The 18520-nt window shown below is 75.1% G+C and carries 13 protein-coding genes; 3 read left to right on the top strand and 10 right to left on the bottom strand.

Annotated elements, in window-relative coordinates:
* Positions 1 to 133: 133 nt before the first annotated feature.
* From AB0J67_RS31710 to AB0J67_RS31680, 7 genes are all read right to left on the bottom strand, one after another.
* Positions 134 to 991, bottom strand: a complete 858-nt coding sequence (locus AB0J67_RS31710) for an ATP-binding cassette domain-containing protein (RefSeq protein WP_363487752.1) — start codon at positions 989 to 991, stop codon at positions 134 to 136.
* 11 nt (positions 992 to 1002) lie between these two features.
* The gene (locus AB0J67_RS31705; protein WP_363487750.1) at positions 1003 to 4002 is read right to left on the bottom strand and encodes an FtsX-like permease family protein; all 3000 of its coding nucleotides are present in this window, start codon (positions 4000 to 4002) and stop codon (positions 1003 to 1005) included.
* Positions 3999 to 7121, bottom strand: coding sequence for an FtsX-like permease family protein (locus AB0J67_RS31700; RefSeq protein WP_363487748.1), 3123 nt, complete (start codon positions 7119 to 7121; stop codon positions 3999 to 4001). Before AB0J67_RS31700 ends, AB0J67_RS31705 begins: the two co-directional genes overlap by 4 nt.
* Positions 7122 to 7245: 124 nt before the next feature.
* The gene (locus AB0J67_RS31695) at positions 7246 to 7902 is read right to left on the bottom strand and encodes an ATP-binding cassette domain-containing protein (protein WP_363487746.1); all 657 of its coding nucleotides are present in this window, start codon (positions 7900 to 7902) and stop codon (positions 7246 to 7248) included.
* 458 nt (positions 7903 to 8360) lie between these two features.
* The gene (locus tag AB0J67_RS31690) at positions 8361 to 8960 is read right to left on the bottom strand and encodes an HAD-IA family hydrolase (protein ID WP_363487744.1); all 600 of its coding nucleotides are present in this window, start codon (positions 8958 to 8960) and stop codon (positions 8361 to 8363) included.
* Positions 8957 to 12496 (bottom strand): chromosome segregation protein SMC, encoded by a 3540-nt coding sequence (gene smc / locus AB0J67_RS31685; RefSeq protein ID WP_363487742.1) that lies wholly within the window; start codon positions 12494 to 12496, stop codon positions 8957 to 8959. Before smc ends, AB0J67_RS31690 begins: the two co-directional genes overlap by 4 nt.
* 321 nt (positions 12497 to 12817) lie before the next feature.
* On the bottom strand, positions 12818 to 13012 hold the full coding sequence (locus AB0J67_RS31680) for a hypothetical protein (protein ID WP_363487740.1): 195 nt from the start codon (positions 13010 to 13012) through the stop codon (positions 12818 to 12820).
* Positions 13013 to 13298: 286 nt separating this feature from the next.
* Between AB0J67_RS31680 and AB0J67_RS31675 the strand changes: the two genes are divergently transcribed.
* The 3 genes from AB0J67_RS31675 (at position 13299) to AB0J67_RS31665 (ending at position 15319) form a co-directional block, all read left to right on the top strand.
* Positions 13299 to 14024, top strand: coding sequence for a CAP domain-containing protein (locus AB0J67_RS31675; protein ID WP_363487738.1), 726 nt, complete (start codon positions 13299 to 13301; stop codon positions 14022 to 14024).
* Positions 14025 to 14102: 78 nt separating this feature from the next.
* On the top strand, positions 14103 to 14729 hold the full coding sequence (locus AB0J67_RS31670) for a spherulation-specific family 4 protein (RefSeq protein WP_363487735.1): 627 nt from the start codon (positions 14103 to 14105) through the stop codon (positions 14727 to 14729).
* A 2-nt stretch (positions 14730 to 14731) separates the two neighbouring features.
* A complete protein-coding gene (locus AB0J67_RS31665; RefSeq protein ID WP_363487733.1) occupies positions 14732 to 15319 on the top strand; it encodes an endo alpha-1,4 polygalactosaminidase in 588 nt (195 codons plus the stop codon).
* Between the two features lie 264 nt (positions 15320 to 15583).
* Here AB0J67_RS31665 and mutM read toward each other — a convergent pair whose 3' ends face one another.
* The 3 genes from mutM to rnc are packed head-to-tail and all read right to left on the bottom strand — an operon-like array spanning position 15584 to position 18448.
* Complete coding sequence (gene mutM / locus AB0J67_RS31660) at positions 15584 to 16435, bottom strand: bifunctional DNA-formamidopyrimidine glycosylase/DNA-(apurinic or apyrimidinic site) lyase (RefSeq protein WP_363487731.1); 852 nt, start codon at positions 16433 to 16435, stop codon at positions 15584 to 15586.
* Between the two features lie 25 nt (positions 16436 to 16460).
* Positions 16461 to 17672, bottom strand: coding sequence for a hypothetical protein (locus AB0J67_RS31655; protein WP_363487729.1), 1212 nt, complete (start codon positions 17670 to 17672; stop codon positions 16461 to 16463).
* Positions 17669 to 18448: a ribonuclease III gene (rnc, locus tag AB0J67_RS31650; protein WP_363487727.1), complete on the bottom strand. Its 780-nt coding sequence runs from the start codon at positions 18446 to 18448 to the stop codon at positions 17669 to 17671. Before rnc ends, AB0J67_RS31655 begins: the two co-directional genes overlap by 4 nt.
* Positions 18449 to 18520: the final 72 nt, after the last annotated feature.

The raw sequence follows: 18520 nt of genomic DNA, 5'->3' as shown, positions 1-18520 counted from the left end.
GGGCGACCAACCCGCGCCCCGCCCCCCCCCGCCGGCGACCCGGTTTTTCTTGGTGGTTGCCATATCTGTATTATGTTGATCTCGAAGATGGCATCCAGATAGGCCAACGTCTATAGGAAAAACGGTGGGGCGGCTAGGGAAGAACGCTGGGGACCGGAGTCGAGTGGTCGTCGGAGACGAGGGTGACCTTGCCGTCGACGTGTTGGACCGAGAGGAGGGTGCCTGGGGGGAGGGCGTCGAGGACCTCGGGCGGGAGCTGGACGGTGCCGTCGCCGGCGATGACGGCGAACTCGCGGCCGTCGCGGCCCTCGGAGCCGACGCGACCGTCGCGGATGGTGACGGCGCGGCCCAGGCGGGCGCCGACGTCGGGGTCGTGGGTGACCGCGACGATGGTGGTGCCGCGCTCGGTGTTGATGGTCTCCAGGGCGGCGAGGACCTCGTCGCGGGCGCTGCGGTCGAGCTGGCTGGTGGGCTCGTCGACGAGCAGCAGGCCGGGTGAGGAGGCCATGCCGACGGCGATGGCCGCGCGCTGTGCGGCGCCGGGTGGCAGGTCCTGGACCTTGCGGTGGCCGAAGCCGGTGAGGCCGAGCAGGGCGAGGATGCGCTCCGGGGGCTCCAGGTCGGCGGGGCGTACGTGCGCCGCGCGCCGCTGGGCCAGCCACACGTTGCTCAGCACCGTGGCGTAGGGCAGCAGGTTGCGCCGGGCGCCCTGCAGCACCACGCCCAGGTCGGTGCCGCGCAGGCGGGCCAGCTCGGCCTCGCTGATCCGGCCGATGTCGACCAGGCCGATCTGCACCCGGCCCGCGCTGGGCCGCATCAGGCCGGCCAGCAGGGCGATCAGCGTCGACTTGCCGGAGCCGGAGGGGCCCACCAGGGCGACCCGCTCGCCGGGCGCGATGTCGAGGTCCACGCCGGCCAGCGCGACCACGTCACCGCCCTCGGCGCGGTAGATGTGCACGACCCGGCGGCACACCACGGCCAGGCCGGTCAGGCTGGAGTTCTTCACGACGTCGCTCCCTTGCTCGCCCCGCCGGCCACCCTCGTGGCGAGCAGGCACGTTGTCAACAGGACCAGCACCGCCACCGCGATCGGCACCGCGATCAGCGGGCTGGGCAGCTCCGGCGGCGGCACCACGAGCTGCTTGGCCACGCCCGGCAGCTTCGACGCCGCGGGGGCGTACCCGCCGTCGGCGAAGACCGGCACCACGCCGCGGGCCAGCGCCCACGACGCGGCCGCCGACAGCAGGCCGATCGCGCTGCCCGCCAGCACCAGGGCGAACCTGCCGCCCAGCGCGGCGCCGCGCAGCGTACGCCGGCTCACGCCCTGCGCGCGCAGCACGGCGAGCCCCTCGTCGGGATGCCCGCGTTCCAGCACCGCCGTGACCAGCAGCCCGCCCGCCGCGAACGCGACCCCGGTGAAGGCCGCCGCGGCCAGGAACCACAGCGCCAGCGCGGGCGCCTGCTCGCCGTAGAGCTCCCACAGGCCGTCGGCGGTCCGCTCCGACAGCACGGTCAGCCCGTTGGCCTCCAGCCGCGCCACGATGTCGGCGGGCGCGTCCGGGGCGAGCCACACCTCGGCCTCCAGCGCGTCGCCGTCCTGACCCAGGCGCATGTCGGCGTACTCCATGTCGACCAGGGCACCCTGCGCGCCGTTGCGCGGCGCCAGGGTCATGGTGCCCGCCCTGGCCACCGGCAGGCGCACCGTGCCGCCGTAGCCGAGCAACTCGCCGGGCAGGGTGCCCGCCGCGACCAGCGGCAGCGGGTTGGGCGCGGAGTCCGCGAACGCCCGCAGGTCCGGCGTCAGCACGGTGTCGACGCGCAGCCGCAGCCCGGCCGGGGCCGGCACGACCTCGGGCACCGGACGGGCGGCGCTGGTCTCCGGCAGCCGCCAGTGGTGCCGGGCCAGGTCGGCGGCGCCGATCAGCACGTTGCCGGACGGGTCGCGCAGGTCGCCGATGGTCATGTCGAACATGTACCGCCCGCGCGTGAAGTGGTCGACCGACAGCTGCTTGAACCGGCACGGCGAGTCCGCGCACGCCGTGGTCTTCACCCGGTAGGTGTGCGTCCCCTCCCGCAGCCGCTCGACGCGCACCTGCGACTGGCGGCCGTCCGTCGCGACCAGGCGCAGGGTCAGCCCGGCGGACGCGTCCGACGCGATCCGGTCGAGGGTGACCGTGATGTCGACCTCCGCCGCGCGCAGCGCCAGCGGCGTCACCGGCGACGGGCGCAGCAGCCGGGCGGCCTCCTCGGCGCTCAGCGCGCCGTACGCCTGCGGCCACAGGGCCACCGCGGGCAGCCGTGAGCTGTCCACCGCCAGCAGGGGCACCTCGTTGTTGATGTTGACCCGCATCGTCGCCATGGCGTACCGGCCCTGCGGGTCGGTGGTGCGCACCGCGTGCAGCAGGCTCGACGGGGGCAGGGACTGCACCGACAGCACCCGGGCCGCGCCGGTCTGCACGTCGGCCCGCTCCTGCCAGGCCCGCCCGGCCGCGTCGCCGGCCGACAGCGCGAAGCCCAGCAGGCCGAACACGACGGTCAGCAGCACCACGATCCAGTGCGTGCCGCCGCCGCGGGCCAGGGTCAGCGCGGCCAGACCGGTGCGCAGCCGTCCCCGGCGCAGCGCCCGGCGGCCCAGCCGCTCGGCGGGCACCCCGACCAGGCGCGCCGCCACCAGGCCCAGGCCGAGCCCGATGCAGAGCGGGGCGAGCAGGGCCAGGCCGCCCGAGCCGGTGTCCCCGCCCGCGGCCACCTGGTAGCCGGCGACCAGCGCCAGCGCCCCGACCATCGCCTCGACGCCGCCGACGAGACCGCGCCGCTTGCGTACGCGGGCCCGGCGCAGCAGCGCGAGCACCGGCACGGTCAGCGCGCGCACCTGCGCCAGCATGCCCGCGGCCAGCGCGCCCAGCACGGCGATCGCGGTGTACACGATCGACGTCACGTTGGGCACCACCGCCGGGGAGCCGGGCAGCACGGTCGCCGCGAGCACCGCGGTGACGGCGTAGCCGAGCAGGTAGCCGGGCACGATCGCGATCAGCACCGGCAGCGCCGTCTCGGCCGTGGCCAGCCACCACCGGGTGCGTCCCGGCACGCCGCGCAGCGCGGTGAGCCCGAGCTCGCCCCGCCGCTGCTCGACGCCGCCCGCGACCGCGATGAACAGGACCAGCCAGCACAGCAGCACCAGCGGCACGGCCGCCAGCAGCAGGCTCGTGGACAGCTGCGCGGCGCCGTCGTCGAGGCGGGTCAGCAGGTCCGGCAGCTCGCTGTCGGTGCCGTAGCCGCCCGCCTCCAGCTCCGCCTCGGCGTCCTCCAGCTCGGCGCGCAGCTGCTCCATGTCGCCGAACGCGTCCGGACCGGCGATGAGATCGATCATCCGGATCAGGTTGCGGTCGGACTTGACCACCGTGCGCTCGGTGACGAACGCCGCCGGGGTGTGCGGGTCGACCAGCGGCGGGCGCCCCGCCCAGTACGGGTCGTCGCCGGACAGCCGCTGGTAGAAGCCGACGACCGTGAGCCGCAGCGGGCCGCCGCCCTCGTCCGGGCCGGTGGCGGCGGGCAGCGTGAACGTCAGGTCGCGGCCCGGCTGGGCGCCGATGGTGGCGCCGGCGTCCTCGCGCAGCACCACCTCGTGCTCGGCGGTGGCGCAGCGCCCGCGGACGATGACCAGGTGCTCGCACACCCCGGTGCGCGAGGCGAGGAACATGTCCGCGCTGTCGCGCTCACCGGTCGCGGAGCCCTGGATGGCCAGGCCGTCGACCGTCTGGAAGCCCGGCACGTACGGCAGCGACGGGTGCACGTTCGACTGCAGCCGCTCGCCGTTCTGCGCCGAGTACACCCGCTCGCCCACGGTGGCGGCGGCCAGCTCGACGCCGTACAGCGAGGTGGTGGCCGCCTGCTGGTAGAGCGGGCCGGCGGCCGCCGCCGCGGCGGCCGCGGCGGTGAGCACCAGGGTGATCAGGGCCAGCCCGCGCCGCGCCCGCACCATCGCCCACAGCAGCGCCGTCACCGCGCCACCTCCTGCTTCTCGGATCGTGCCGCGACCGCGGCGTCCTGCGCGGTGCCCGCCCCGGTCCCGTTGCCGGCGGTCCGGGCGGAGGCCCCCTCGCCGGTCACCCGGACCAGCGAGCGGCCTGCCAGCAGCGCCGCGGCCACCAGCACGCCCGTCGCCGCGAGCACCGCGGGCACCACGACGAGCGGGTCGGGGCCTGGCGGCGGCAGGTCGCCGGCGGAGGTGAGCATGGTGCGCGCGGGTTCGCTCAGCGCCCAGGCGGCCAGCGCGGTGAGCGCGCCGACCGGGGCCGCGATCAGGATCATGGCGAGGTTGCCGATCCGGGCCGACCGGGCCGCCACGGACGCGGGCATGCCCTGCAGCCGCAGCGCGACCAGCTCCGCCGCGCGGTTGCGCCGGTCGGTCGCGGCCAGCACCATCGTCGCCAGCGCCACCAGCAGCACGCTGAGCAGCGCCGCCGCCAGGTGCAGCCGCAGCGCCAGCCCGGCGCCCTGCTCCCGGTAGCGGTCGGCCAGCGTGCCCGCCGTCTGGTCGCCCACCGGCACCAGCCCGTTGGCGCGCAGCCGGTCCACCGCGTCGGCCGGTGCGGCCCCGCCGAGCCACACCTCCAGCCGTACGCCGTTGTCCCGCGAGTCGCTCAGCCGGTCCGCCGCCTCCAGGTCGAACACCACGCCCTCGCGCGCCATGCCGGGCAGTGCCGGATACACCCGGCGCAGGTCGACCGGGCGGTCCATGCCCTGCAGCGCCTCGACGCCGCGCAGCTCCCGGGTGTGCGCCAGGCGCCGTGCGCCCGCCGCCACGACGGGCAGCGGCACGGGGGCGTCGGCGACGTACAGCCTGATGTCGGTGCTGATGTTCTTCGGGTCCGACGGGACGTAGACCAGCGTGATGTAGTCCGGGCCCTGGATCGGGGTCACCTCGGCCTCGGCGCCGAAGCTCGGCCGCCACCGCGCCGCCGCGGCGATGGCGGCGCCTTCCAGCAGCGTCCGGTCGGGACCGAGCTGGCGCAGCCCGTGCAGGTGCAGGCTCTCCAGCGAGTGCGGGAAGCTCAGCCAGTACAGCCGGCAGCCCGGCGCGACGGCGCACTCGGGCAGCTCCACCCGGTGCTTGGCGCGGCCGGGCGTCATCGGGATGGCCAGCCGGCCGGTCACCGGCTCGCCACGCGGGCCGGTCAGCGCGACCGTCACCGTCATCGGGTTCAGCTCGGCCGTGACCACGTCCACGTCGAGCTCCAGGGCGGCGCCCGCCACGGTCACCGGCTCGCCCGCCGGGGCCCGCAGCAGCGGTCCGATCTCGGCGGCAGGCCCGGCGCCACCAGGCGTGCCGTCGCCGACGACGGCGGCCAGCCGGGCGCTGTCCACCCCGAGCAGCGTCCGGTCGGTCTGCTCCTGGCGGGTCACGGCCATCGCCCACGCGCCTTCGGGGTCGGCGCGGCGCACGCCGTCCAGCAGCGCGGGCCGGGAGGCGGCGAACACGGTCAGCACCCGCGGCGCGCCCAGCGCCAGCTCGGCCCGCTCGCGCGCGGTGTTCACGGCGACGTCCCAGGCGCTCACCGTGTACCCGACCAGCGCCACCGCCACCACGGTCAGCGCGACCAGCCGGTCGGCCCCGGGACGCCGGGCCACCTGCAGCGCGGCCAGGGCCGGGGCCAGCCGCCCGCGGTGCAGGCGGGAGGCGCCGTACGCGATCGCGGCCCGGCGCACCAGGCGCGCGGTGAGCAGGCCGACCACGATCGCCAGCAGCAGCGGGACCAGCAGCGGCAGGCCGCCGGCCTGGCTGTCGGAGGCCAGCGACTGCCCGATCGCGGCCAGCGCCACCACGCCCACGGCCAGCTCGGTCAACCCGATCCGCCCGCGCCGCCGGGTCGGCACCTGGCGCAGCGCCTCGACCAGCGAGCCGGTGTGCGCCCGCCGCTCGGCGATCGCCGCGCTCGCCATCACGACCAGCAGGGTCCCGGCGCCGGCGAGCAGCGCGGTGCGGTCCAGCGCGATCTCCTGCGTACGCGCGAACGTGGCCCAGGTCAGCAGCCGCACCATCAGCCAGCCGAACAGCACGCCGAACGGGGCGGCGACCAGCAGCACCAGCGCCGTCGGGCCGAGCGCCAGCAGTGCCCGGTGCCGCGGCGGCACCCCGCGCAGCAGGCCGAGCGCCAGCTCGCCGCGGCGCTCGGCGGCGGTGTAGCCGACCGCCATGAGCAGCACGAACCAGCACACGACCAGCAGCTGCGCGGCGCCCAGCGGCGCGGCCAGGCCCAGCACGTCCCGCGAGTCCTGCACCCGCCGCAGCAGCCGGGGCAGGCCGTTGGAGACCAGCGTGCCGGGGATGCCGATCGCGGTCGGCAGCGCACCGGCCAGCCGGTCGACGTCGCCCGCGGCGAACGCGGCGTCGTCGGCGATCAGGTCGACGGTCGCCCGCACCGCCCCGACACCGAGCGTGTCGATGGTGGACTCGGCGGTGAACATCGGGTTCCCGAAGCGCAGCGGCTGCGGGGTGAGGTCGTCGCGCCCGGCCCAGTACGGGTCGCCCGCGGCGAGCGCGGCCGCCGGGTCGTACACCCCGACCACGCGCAGCGTCACCGGCTGCTCGGCGCGGTCGGGACGGAAGGTCAGCTCGGTGCCGTTGGCGGCCGCCAGCCGCTTGGCGGTGGGCTCGCTGAGCACCACCTCCCCCGCCGCGGCCGGGCAGGCGCCGTCGATCACCAGGTGCGCGCAGACGCCGGTGCGCGTCGTCACCGGGGCCTGCACCGGGTTCCCGGCCGTGGCGTCGGCGCCGGTCGCGGTGCCGCCGGTCGCCGTGCCGCCCACGGTGGCGGTGCCCGGCACGGACACGCCGAGGACCTCGCTGAGCCCGTGGTCGCCGACCTTCTCCCGCGCCTGCCCACGCAGCGTGTCGAGCCCGGCGGCGTGACCGTCGGTCGCGGCCACGTCGGCGGTGAAGGTGATGGCACGCTCGATCGGCGTGGCCGCCCGCAGCTCCGCCGCGACGGCGGCACGGTCGGCCGCGGTCGCGTAGAGCGGCGCGGCGGTGCCGGCGGCGACCGCGAGCACGGCGAGCACGGCCAGCGTGACGGCCTGGCTGCGTCTGCTCGCCAGCACGCCGAGCACCAAGCGAAGCATGTGCCACCTCTCGGGACGTTCTACCGGCCGTCGGCGCGACTGCGCGGCCCGGCCGGGCGGTATGTGGTGGGGTCTCCGGCGAGCTGCTGCTGCACCGGGCCTTCGTGTTCCGGAGGATCCGGTGTCAGGCGCGGACCAGCTCGGCCGCGCCGTCGAGCAGGTGCAGCTCGGCGTCGCAGGCCGCGGCGGCCTCCAGGTCGTGGGTGGCCAGCACGACGCAGGCACCCCCGTCGGCCGCGGCGCGCAGCAGGTCCAGCACCCGCGCGCGGTTGGCGGCGTCCAGCTCGCTGGTGATCTCGTCGGCCAGCAGCACCGCGCCGGACAGGGCCAGGCCGCGGGCGATGGCCGTCCGCTGCTGCTGGCCGCCGGACAGCTCCTCGACCAGCTGGCCGGCCTGGGCCGACAGCCCGACCTGCTCCAGCGACTCGGCCGTGGCGCGGCGCGCGTCCTCCGGCGAGAAGCCGTTGGCGACGAGCACCACCTGCACGTTCTCGCTCGCGGTGAGGATGGTGGCCAGGCCGTTGTCCTGCGGGATCAGCACCACCCGCCGGGCGACGGCGTCGTCGCGGTCGCGCAGCGGCTTCCCGTCGACGGCGACCGCGCCGCTGACCGGGCGCAGCACGCCCGCCATCGCGCGCAGCAGGGTGGTCTTCCCGGCGCCGGAGGGCCCGGTCACCGCGAGCATGCGGCCTGGCGCCGCCGTCACGGAGACGTCACGCAACACCGGGGCGCCCGCGGTGTACTCCACCGTCACGCGATCCACTACCAGCGACGACGTCATCGCCGCTCCTCTCACCGGAACCTGTCGACCGAACGGGCCACGGCGTGCCCCACCGGAAACCGCTCTCTGGCCACGGCCGGAGAAGGGCTGATCCATCGACACACCGCGTGATCGGCGGCGCACCGGGGTCAGCCAGGTTCCGGGTCGGAGATCACCACGGTCCGGTAGTAGTCACGCGCAGCGCGAACACCCGGTTGTCACCGACCCGAGGTCGTTTCACATGGCGGGAGAAAGTTGCGGCCGCAGGCACCCGAGCGTCACCGAGCGTGGGGCACCTGTCTCCGGCCGTGACAACTTCTGGGTTGTCGCGACAACCCAGAAGTTGTCGCTGCGCGCGGAGTACTCCGACGTCGCCATGTCGGCCGCCCTGACGGCGCGTCGCCATCGACCGCCCTGACGGCGCGTCGTGCTGCCGGCCGCCTGCCGCGCTCACACCGCGGGCCCGCTCCGGCCGCGCGTCACAGCCCCAGCGCCGCGCGGAGGTACCGCAGATCGTCCGGCCCGCTCCAGCGCGCGGCGAGCAGCCCGGCGACGCGGGCGCCGCGGATGTTGCGGTCGGTGTCGTCGACGAACAGGCACAGCGAGGGCGGTGTCGCCAGCGCCTGGCAGGCCTGGGCGAAGAACTGCTTCGTCGGCTTGTGCACGCCCAGGTCCGCCGAGGACAGCACGGCGTCGAAGTCGTCCTTGAGGTCGAACAGTGCCAGATCGTCGTGCAGGTCGTCGGTGGCGTTGGTGGCCAGCCCGACCTTGCGGCCGGCCGCGCGCACCTCGCGGACGAACGCCAGCACGGTCTGGTCGATGTACCCCCGGTAGGCGTCCCACTCGGTCAGTGCCGCCGCCGACGCGCCGGTGTGCTCGGCGATCGCGTCCAGCCACTGCTGGCGCGTGATGTGCCCGACGATCGCCGGCAGCTGCCGCGCCCACTCCAGCCCGGACGCCAGCAGCGTCGCGGGCGCGACGCCGTGGCGGGCCTCGAAGTCGCCGTACGCGGCCGGGTCGTGGTGGCGCAGCACCCCGTCGAAGTCGATGAGCAGCGCCTCGGCGGGCTTGCGCCTCATTCGGACTCGCCCTTCAGCCGCTGGCTGATCACCTCGGTGACACCGTTGCGCATGGTCACGCCGTACAGCGCGTCGGCGACCTCCATGGTGCGCTTCTGGTGCGTGATGATGATCAGCTGGCTGCGCGAGCGCAGCTCCTGGAACAGGGTGATCAGGCGGCCGAGGTTGACGTCGTCGAGCGCCGCCTCCACCTCGTCCATGATGTAGAAGGGGCTGGGGCGGGCGCGGAAGATCGCGCACAGCATGGCCACCGCGGTCAGCGAGCGCTCGCCGCCGGACAGCAGCGACAGCCGCTTGATCTTCTTGCCCGGCGGGCGGGCCTCCACCTCGACGCCGGTGGTCAGCATGTTGTCCGGGTCGGTCAGCACCAGCCGGCCCTCGCCGCCCGGGAACAGGATCGGGAAGACCACCTGGAACTCGCGCGCGGTGTCCTCGAACGCGGTGGTGAACACCTCCAGGATCCGGTCGTCCACGTCCTTGACCACGGTGAGCAGGTCGCGGCGGGTCGCCTTGAGATCCTCGAGCTGGTCGGAGAGGAACTTGTAGCGCTCCTCCAGCGCCGCGAACTCCTCCAGCGCCAGCGGGTTCACCTTGCCGAGCAGGGCCAGGTCGCGCTCGGCCTTGGCGGCGCGCTTCTCCTGGATCGCCCGGTCGTAGGGCTCCGGCTCGGCCAGATCAGCCGAACCCAGCATGATCACCGGCACGCCGACGTGCGGGCCGTACTCGCCGAGCAGCGTCTCCACGTCGATGGAGAACTCCTCGGCGGCGCGCGTCTCCAGCTGCTCGATGCGCATGCGCTGCTCGGCGCGGGCCATCTCGTCGCGGTGCACCTCGGAGGTGAGCCGGGACAGGTCGTCGCCCAGCCGCTTGGCCGCGCCGCGCACCTGCGCCAGCTCGGCCTCGCGGGCCGTACGCGCCTCGGCGAGCTCGTCGCGCCGCTCGGCGGCCTCGTCGAGGGCCGTGTTCAGCCGGGCCAGCACCTCGCGGGTGCCGGACTCCACGGCCTTGGCCACGGCGGCGCCCCGCTCCCGGGCGGCCCGGCGCGCCGCGGCCCGCTCGCGGGCGGCCCGCTCGGCGGCGGCCTGGCGCAGCAGCGAGTCGGCCCGGCCCGCGATCTGCGAGACGCGCTCCTCGGCGGTGCGCACCGCGAGGCGAACCTCGACCTCGTTCTGGCGGGACTGCGGCACCAGCGCGGCGAGCTGGTCGCGCTCGGCGGTGGACGGGTCCTCGTCGACCGGGACCGCCTCGGCGGCCGCCAGCCGCTCCTCCAGGTCGGTCAGGTGGGTCAGGTCCTGCTCGCGGGCGGCGGCGGCCTTGTCCCGCGCGGCGCCCAGGCGCTGCGCCTCGGCCTGCGCGGACCGGGCCGCGGCGCTGACCTCGGCCAGGCGGCGGGCGGCGGCGTTGCGCTCGCCCTCGGCGGCACGCTTGGCCGCGGCGGCCTCGTCGACGGCGCGCTTGCGCTCGGCGACGATCTCGCGGGCCTCGGCGATCTCCTCGCGCAGCCGCGCCGTCAGCTCCTCGGCCGCGACCCGCTTGGCCCGCGCCTCGTCGACGGCCGCCTGCACCTCGATGTAGCTGGGCGCCTTCGACGAGCCGCCCGCGCCCGAGAACGCGCCGACGAGGTCGCCCTCGCGGGTCACCGCGCGCAGGCCCGGCTGCGCCGCGACCAGGGCCGCGGCGGCGTTGAGGTCGTCGACGAGCACCACGTCGCGCAGCGCGTGGGTGATCGCGGGGCGGACGCTGTCGGCGCAGCGCACCACGTCCAGCACCCAGCGGGCGCCGCCGGGCAGCGCCACGTCGGGGCGCGACTGGGTGGCGGACGTGCCGATGAGCAGCGCGGCCCGGCCCGCATCCTGGATCTTGAGCAGCCGCATCGCCTCGGCGGCCTCGTCGACCCCGGCCACCGCGACCGCGTCGGCCAGCGCGCCCAGCGCCGCGGCCAGCGCGGCCTCGCAGCCCGGCTCGACCGCCAGCAGCGACGCGACGCTGCCCAGCAGTCCCGGCACCTCGCCGGCCCGCGCCAGCAGCGCGCCCGCGCCGTCCTTGCGGTTGAGGCCGAGCGCGAGCGCCTCCTCGCGGGCCTTCCAGCCGGTCGCCTCCTTCTCGGCGGCGCGGTCGGCGTCGGACAGCCGCTTCACGGTGGCGTTGGCGTCGTCGTACGCGGTGACCGCCGTGGCGTGCCTGGTGTCCAGGTCGGCGTTGTCGCGGTCGGCGTCGGAGGTCTCCTCGGCGACCGCGTCCACCTGCTCCTGGGCCGCCTCGGCGCGCATGGCGGCGTCGTCGTACGCCGCGGCCAGGCGCTCAATCTCCTCGGCGGCGGTGGCGGTGCGCGTGCGGGCGGCGTTGACCTGCCCGGCGAGCTTCGCCATGCCCTCGCGGCGGTCGGCGATCGCCTTCACCGCGACGACCAGCGCCCGCTCGGCCGCGGCGAGCTGGCGCTCCAGCTCCTGGCGGCGCTCGACCGCCTCGGCCAGGCGCACCTGGTCCTCGGCCAGCGCCTCGCGCAGCGCCTCCTCCTGCTCGCGTACCGCCTCGGCCTCGTGCTCCAGCCGCTCGGGGTCGCGGCCGGGCCGCTCCTCCTCGGTCGGGGCGGACAGGTGGCGGTGCCGCTCGGCGGCCAGCTGCGCGGTGGACCGGAAGCGCTCCTGCAGCGCGGACAGCTGATACCAGACGTCCTGGGCCTGGGTCAGCGCGGGCGCGTCGGCGGCATGGTCGGCCTCCAGCGCGGCCAGCCGCTGCTGGACCAGCTCGTACTCCTCCTCGACCAGCTCGCGCTTGGTGCGCAGGGCCGCCTCGTCGGCGATCTCCTTGTCGAGGGTGGAGCGCAGCGTGAACAGGTCGTCGGCGAGCAGGCGCAGCCGCGCGTCGCGCAGGTCGGCCTGGATGGTCGCGGCGCGCCGGGCCACCTCGGCCTGCCGGCCCAGCGGCTTGAGCTGGCGGCGCAGCTCGTCGGTGAGGTCGGTGACGCGGTTCAGGTTGGCCTGCATCGCGTCGAGCTTGCGGAGCGCCTTCTCCTTGCGCTTGCGGTGCTTGAGGACGCCCGCGGCCTCCTCGATGAAGGCCCGCCGGTCCTCCGGCCGGGCGTGCAACACGCTGTCGAGCCGGCCCTGTCCGACGATGACGTGCATCTCCCGGCCGATGCCGGAGTCGCTCAGCAGCTCCTGGACGTCCATCAGGCGGCAGGCGTCGCCGTTGATCTCGTACTCGCTGGCGCCGTCGCGGAACATCCGGCGGGTGATCGAGACCTCGGTGTAGTCGATCGGCAGCGCGCCGTCGGTGTTGTCGATGGTGAGCGTGACCTCGGCCCGCCCCAGCGGCTGGCGGCCGGACGTGCCGGCGAAGATCACGTCTTCCATCTTGCCGCCGCGCAGCGCCTTGGCGCCCTGCTCGCCGAGCACCCAGGAGATCGCGTCCACCACGTTGGACTTGCCGGAGCCGTTGGGGCCCACCACACAGGTGATGCCCGGCTCCAGCTTCAGCGTGGTCGCGGAGGCGAAGGACTTGAAGCCCTTCACCGTCAGGCTCTTGAGGTGCACAGCGCTCCGAAATTGATCAAAGGCGTCCCGCCGGGCGGCGGGTGGCACATGCTATCGGTTCAAAGCTGCAGGGTACCCCGGAGGTGACCACGCCCCTCCGGGCGAGCCTGTGGTGGCCGCTGTCGTATGCCCAACGCCCCCGGGCCCTATGCGTCCGATCGGTGAACGATCCGGTCCGCGGCCGCGCTCCGGCGCCGAAGGCTCCGGGGGCATTAAAGAAGCGCGCCGCCACACGGAGTGGAGGCGCGCATGAGGACTGGTGCACTGTGGCGACACGCGTACGAAACGGCGTCGGCCACGTCCCGCTGACGCGGGGATTGTTCAGGTAAGTGCCGGCTCGGCGATGCGGAAGAAATCGTCCGCCTCGGCAGCTGCCGCCGCCAGGCGATCGTTCTCCGCCCGCAACCGGGTTACCTCGAACTCCAGTGCCCGCACCGTGGCACGCAAGCGGGTGACCTCGTCCAGCAGGCGCCGGTCAGGCGCTGCCGCGACGTGGCCATAGAGGGCCTTCGCCATATCGTCTCCTTGTGAAGCGCTGCCGGTTAGACGGCCAAACGCGCGCCCAGTTATATTCGCGCTCCCGGCCCGTTGCCATCCGGAATGTTTCTCCGGACAATGCTGGCGAGCGCGGTCGGGCGCGACTGGCGACACATCCATATTCCGCCGATACGACGGTGACGTCAAGTTGCCCTGCCTCACACGTCACAGAAGGTGTCGGGAGGTGACAAACCTCCCCGACTGCTAGCGTCGGCGCGTGGCACCTCGTCACCGGCGCACCGGCCGGCATCGTGCACCGCTGCGGATGTGGCCCCCTCTGACGGCCTCCGCGGCGCTGCTGTCCCTGCTGCTGGGCGGGGCGATGGCGGTGGGCCCGGCGCTCTCGGCCGCCCCCGGCCCCCTGCCGGGCACGTCCGAGTTCACCACTGCGGGTGGCCGGACCACCGCACGGAGTGTCACCGGCACGGGTGACCCGACCGGAGCGGGTGACACGGCCCAGGCCATCGCCGCGGCCAGGTCGCCCGTCATCGCGGCTGTCACACCTCGCGGCGCCACGAGGCCCGCCCCGGCCACGAGCGCGCCGCGCACTCCGCCCGCCGGGGCGCGCGGCCCGGCCCCGCGGCCCAGCCCGGAGAGCGCGCGCGTCACCGCGATGGAAGACCAGGTCACCTCCCTGATCAACCGGGAGCGGGAACGGGCCGGCTGCCCCCCGGTGCACACCGACGAGCGGTTGCGCGCCGCCGCCCGGCGGCACAGCGCGGACATGGCGCAGCACGACTACTTCAGCCACACCAGTCGCGACGGCAGCAGCTTCGTGGACCGGGTCGCCGACGCCGGATACCCGCGCCGGCACGCCGCGGGCGAGAACATCGCCTACGGGTACCCGACGGCGGAGTCGATGGTCGACGCCTGGATGGCCAGCACCGGCCACCGCAGCAACATCCTGAACTGCGACGCCAGGGCGACCGGGGTCGGCCTGGCGTACCAGGGCCGGACACCCTACTGGACACAGGAGTTCGGCCGGGACTAGACGCGGGTCCGGCCAGTCGGCTAGCTGACAGTGACCTGCGGGCAGTCGCGGCGCACCGACGTCGGTCGTTGTACGAGCGTGACCCCCCTGCTGCCACTTCCCGCACACCCGCACCTGCAGCCGGAGCTGTGGGCGGCGATCGAGGCCGCCGGTGTCGGCGCGACCGTGCTGCTCAACATCGACGCGGGGCCCGGAAGCGGGCTCGACCCGACCTGGACCGCCGCCACCACGCGACTCGTGCGCGCCGGGGCGAGCCTGCTCGGCTACATCGACCTCGCCTTCGGCGCCCGCCCGGCCGAGCAGGTGCGCGCCGAGCTCGGCCGGTGGGCCGGATACCCGGTCCGGGGCGTGTTCTTCGACCAGGCGCCGACCAGCCCGTACTCCATCGGTCCGGTCGCCGTCGCGGTGCGCTCCGCCCGCCGGATCGGCTTCGACACGCTGCTGGTCAACCCCGGCCGCCCCACCGACTCGATCTACCGCGGGCTGGGCGCGGTGCTGTGCACGTACGAGGGCCCGTGGGACCGCTACCGCCACGGCACCGAGGAGGGCGTACGCCCCGGCGACGCGCACCTGGTGCACTCGGTGCCGCTCGACCAGATCGCCGCCTGCCACGAGCTGATGCGCGGCCGCGGCGCCCGGTTCGGCCTGGCCACCCACGAGGCGTCCATCCACGGCGCTCCCGCGGTCGTGCCGGTGCCGGTGTAGCCGTGCAGGTGGCGGGGGTCCGGGTGCCGGTCAGCGCGGTCGTCGTGCTGGCCTGCGTGGCCTGCGCCGCCCCGACCCGCCCCACCCACTGGTACGAGGCCCCGCCCCGCCCCGCCGTGCCCGACAGCCTGCGCTGGCAGTGGGCGCTGACCACGCCGCCCGAGCCGTCCGTCGCGGACGTGTTCGTGCTCGACGGCTTCACCACCGACGCGGCTCTCGTCGAGGACCTGCACCGGGAGCGCCGCCGGGCGGTCTGCTACCTGCCGCTGGGCGAGGTGGAGCGGGGCCGGCCGGACGCGGCCCGCTTCCCGGCCGAGCTCACCGGCGGCGACGGCCTGGTCCGCTGGGACGCCCCCGAGGGGCAGCTGCGCGAACGGATCGCCCCGATCCTGGCCGACCGGTTGCGGCTGTGCCGCGACAAGGGCTTCGACGCCGCCGCGCTGGACCTGCTCGCGGGCGCGCCGCGCAGCGTCGTGGACCACCTGGTGGACCAGGCCCACCGCATGTCGCTGCCCGTCGGCCTGCTCGACACCCACCACGCCGACGCCGACCTCAAGGTCCCCGACGGCCCCGGCTACCGCCACCCCTGACCCAGGCCGCCCTCCCGCCCGGGGCGCGGGTCCGGGGGGCCCGGTCCGCGGGGCGCGGGCATGATCGCTGTTTCCGGTCAGGAACTGCGGTTATGCCACAGGTTTTGACCGGAAACCGCGATCTTGCCCGTCGTGGCGGCCTGGTGTCGGCGGCCGGGGTCCAAGATCGCGTTGATCTTGCGCGAACTGTTGCCCTTTTGGGCGGTATGGGCGTGTCGTACCCACAGTTCGCGCAAGATCAACGCACGCGGAGCGGGGTCAGGATCAGGGGCGGGGGCGGGGGCGGGGTTGGCAGCGGGGGCAGGAGTAGGAGGAGCGGTTCATGAACTGTTCGCGGCGGATCGGGGAGCCGCAGCGGGAGCAGGGTTCGCCCTCGCGGCCGTACGCGTTGAGGGAGCGGTCGAAGTAGCCGGACTCGCCGTTGACGTTGACGTAGAGGGCGTCGAAGGTGGTGCCGCCCACGGCGATGGCCTCGTTCAGGACGTCGCGGACGTGGCCGAGCAGGCGTCTGGCGGCGGGGGCGGTCAGCTCGTCGCTGGGGCGCTCGCCGTGCAGCTTGGCCCGCCACAGCGCCTCGTCGGCGTAGATGTTGCCGACGCCCGAGATCAGCGACTGGTCCAGCAGCGCCCGCTTCACGGCGGTGCGCCTGCGGCGCAGTGCGGCCAGGAAGTGCGCCTCGACGAACGCCTCGTCGAGGGGGTCGAGCGCGATGTGCGCGATTTCGGCGGGCAGGGTCGCGCCGCCCGGCGACACCGCGAGCCCGCCGAAGGTGCGCTGGTCGACGAAGCGCAGCTGCGGGCCGCCGTCGCTGAAGTCGAACCGGATGTGCAGGTGCTTCTCCTCGGGGGCCGTGGCGGGCTGCACCAGCAGCTGGCCGGACATGCCGAGGTGGCCGACGACCGCGTCCCCGCTGTCCAGCGGCAGCCACAGGTACTTGCCGCGCCGCCGGGCCTCGGTGATGGTCCGCCCGGTCAGCGTGTCGGCGAAGTCCTGGGCGCCGCCGGGGTGGCGCCGGATGGCACGCGGGTGCCGCACCTCGACGGCGCCGATGGTCCGGCCGACCACCCAGCGCGCCAGGCCGCTGCGTACCGTCTCGACCTCGGGCAACTCGGGCATGACTCCGCCTCTCCGCTCGGGCCGTTCAGATCGTGTACGGCCACACCGTGATCATGTGCGCGCCGAACCACAGCCCGAACGCGCTCCACATCATGAGCAACACCACCGACGTTCCCGTCGACACCCGGGCCAGGCCGCGGGCCAGTGGCACGCAGCACAGCAGCAGCACCGGCACCAGCAGGCGCGGCTTGGAGTGCCAGTAGCCCGCCTGCCCCACCACCAGCACCAGCGCGATCAGCCCGTACGCCAGCAGCGGCGGCCAGACGCGCTCGCCCGCGGCGTACCCCGCCAGCAGCACGGCGACCACCAGCAGCAGCACCGTGCCGACCTCGACGACGTCCTGGCCGCCGAGCACCGCCGACCCGGCGAAGTCCAGCACGCTCGCCCCGAAGTCGAACGTGGTGCCCCAGCCCTTGGTCTGCACGGTGAACCAGGCGTCCCACTCCCCGACCCGCCACCCGACCCAGGCCAGGAACGCGGGCACCCCGGCCAGCGCCAGCGCCGCCGCCGCGAACGCCGACGGCAGCTCGAACCGTCCGGGCACGACCCGGCCGCGCCGGGCCTGCCACCACAGCGCCAGCGCGGCCACGGCCAGCGCCACGCCGACCGCGGCGCCGGTGGGCCGGGTCAGCGCCGCGCCGAGCCCGGCCAGGCCCGCGGCCCACCACACCCGCTCGTGCGCGGCCAGCAGCGCGCCCGCCACCAGGGCCAGGAACAGCGACTCGGTGTATCCCATGCTCAGCACGACCGCCATCGGCTGCGCGCAGACGAGCACGACCAGGGCGTACCCGACCCGGCGCGACCACACGCTGACGCCGAGCAGGTAGACCAGCACCCCGGCGGCCAGCGCGGCCACGTTCGCCACCAGCAGCGACGCGGCGTCCGGCGGCAGGCCGAGCGCCGTGCCGCCCCGCACGAGCAGCGGGAAGAGCGGGAAGAAGGCGAACCCGTTGCCGGTGATCTCGCCGTCGCGGTAGGTGTACCCGGACGGGTAGCCCTCGACCGCGACGTTGATCAGCCAGCCGCCGTCCCAGAGCAGCAGCCGCTGCCACAGTGTCTTCGGCGAGTCGGGCGGCGCCATCACCCAGACGGCGACGAGCTGCGCGCAGCGCAGCGCGGCGACCACCACGAACGCCGCGGCGACGCCGCGCAGGCCGCCGGCCCGCCGCCACAGCCTCGGCGTGCTGCCGGCGTCGGTCGGCGGGGTGTCGAGGAGGGCGGGGGCGGCCGACGTCATGTCTCCCGGGCCTCCGGATGCGAGCTGTCCACGGCCCGGTGCGACAGCACCTGCCAGGCGTCCTCGGCCGCGCGCTGCTCCGCGTCCTTCTTGGTCCGCCCGGTGACGCCGCCGAAGCGCTCGCCGCCGACGACCGCCCAGGCGGTGAACATCTTCGCGTGGTCGGGGCCCTGCTCCTCGATGGCGTACTCCGGCACGCCCCAGCCGTGGGCGGAGGTCAGCTCCTGCAGGCTGGTCTTCCAGTCCAGCGAGGCGCCGCGGCGCGCCGACTCCGCCATCAGCGGGTCGAACAGCGCGCGGACCACCTCCGACGCCCGGTCCATGCCGTGCTCGAGGTAGATCGCGCCGAGCAGCGCCTCCAGCGTGTCGGCGAGAATGGACTCCTTGTCCCGCCCGCCGGTGGTCTCCTCGCCCTTGCCCAGCAGCAGGTGCGGGCCGATGCCGCCGTTGCCCAGGGAGCGGGCCACGCCGGCCAGGGCGCGCGAGTTGACCACGCTGGCCCGCAGCTTCGCCAGCCGGCCCTCGGGCAGGTCGGGGTGCGCCTGGTAGAGCGAGGCGGTGATGACGACGCCGAGCACGGCGTCGCCGAGGAACTCCAGCCGCTCGTTGGTGGGCAGGCCACCGTGCTCGTACGCGTACGAGCGGTGGGTGAGCGCGCGCTCCAGCAGCTCCGGCGAGAGCGTCACGCCGAACGCGGCGCCCAGCTCGGCCAGTGCCGCGGCGGACTCCACGGCCCGGTCAGCGGTACGCGCCTCCTGCGAGGACTTCGAAGCCATCAGTCACACCCCTCCCGGCGGCTGAGGGGCGGCACAGGTACGGCGACGTCGCCGGCTGGCGTTTGCCAGCCG

It is taken from the genome of Catellatospora sp. NPDC049609, assembly GCF_040675365.1.
Classification (GTDB): domain Bacteria; phylum Actinomycetota; class Actinomycetes; order Mycobacteriales; family Micromonosporaceae; genus Catellatospora.
Note: the sequence above shows the minus strand (reverse complement) of the source record. Positions and strands in the feature narration are given on the sequence as shown.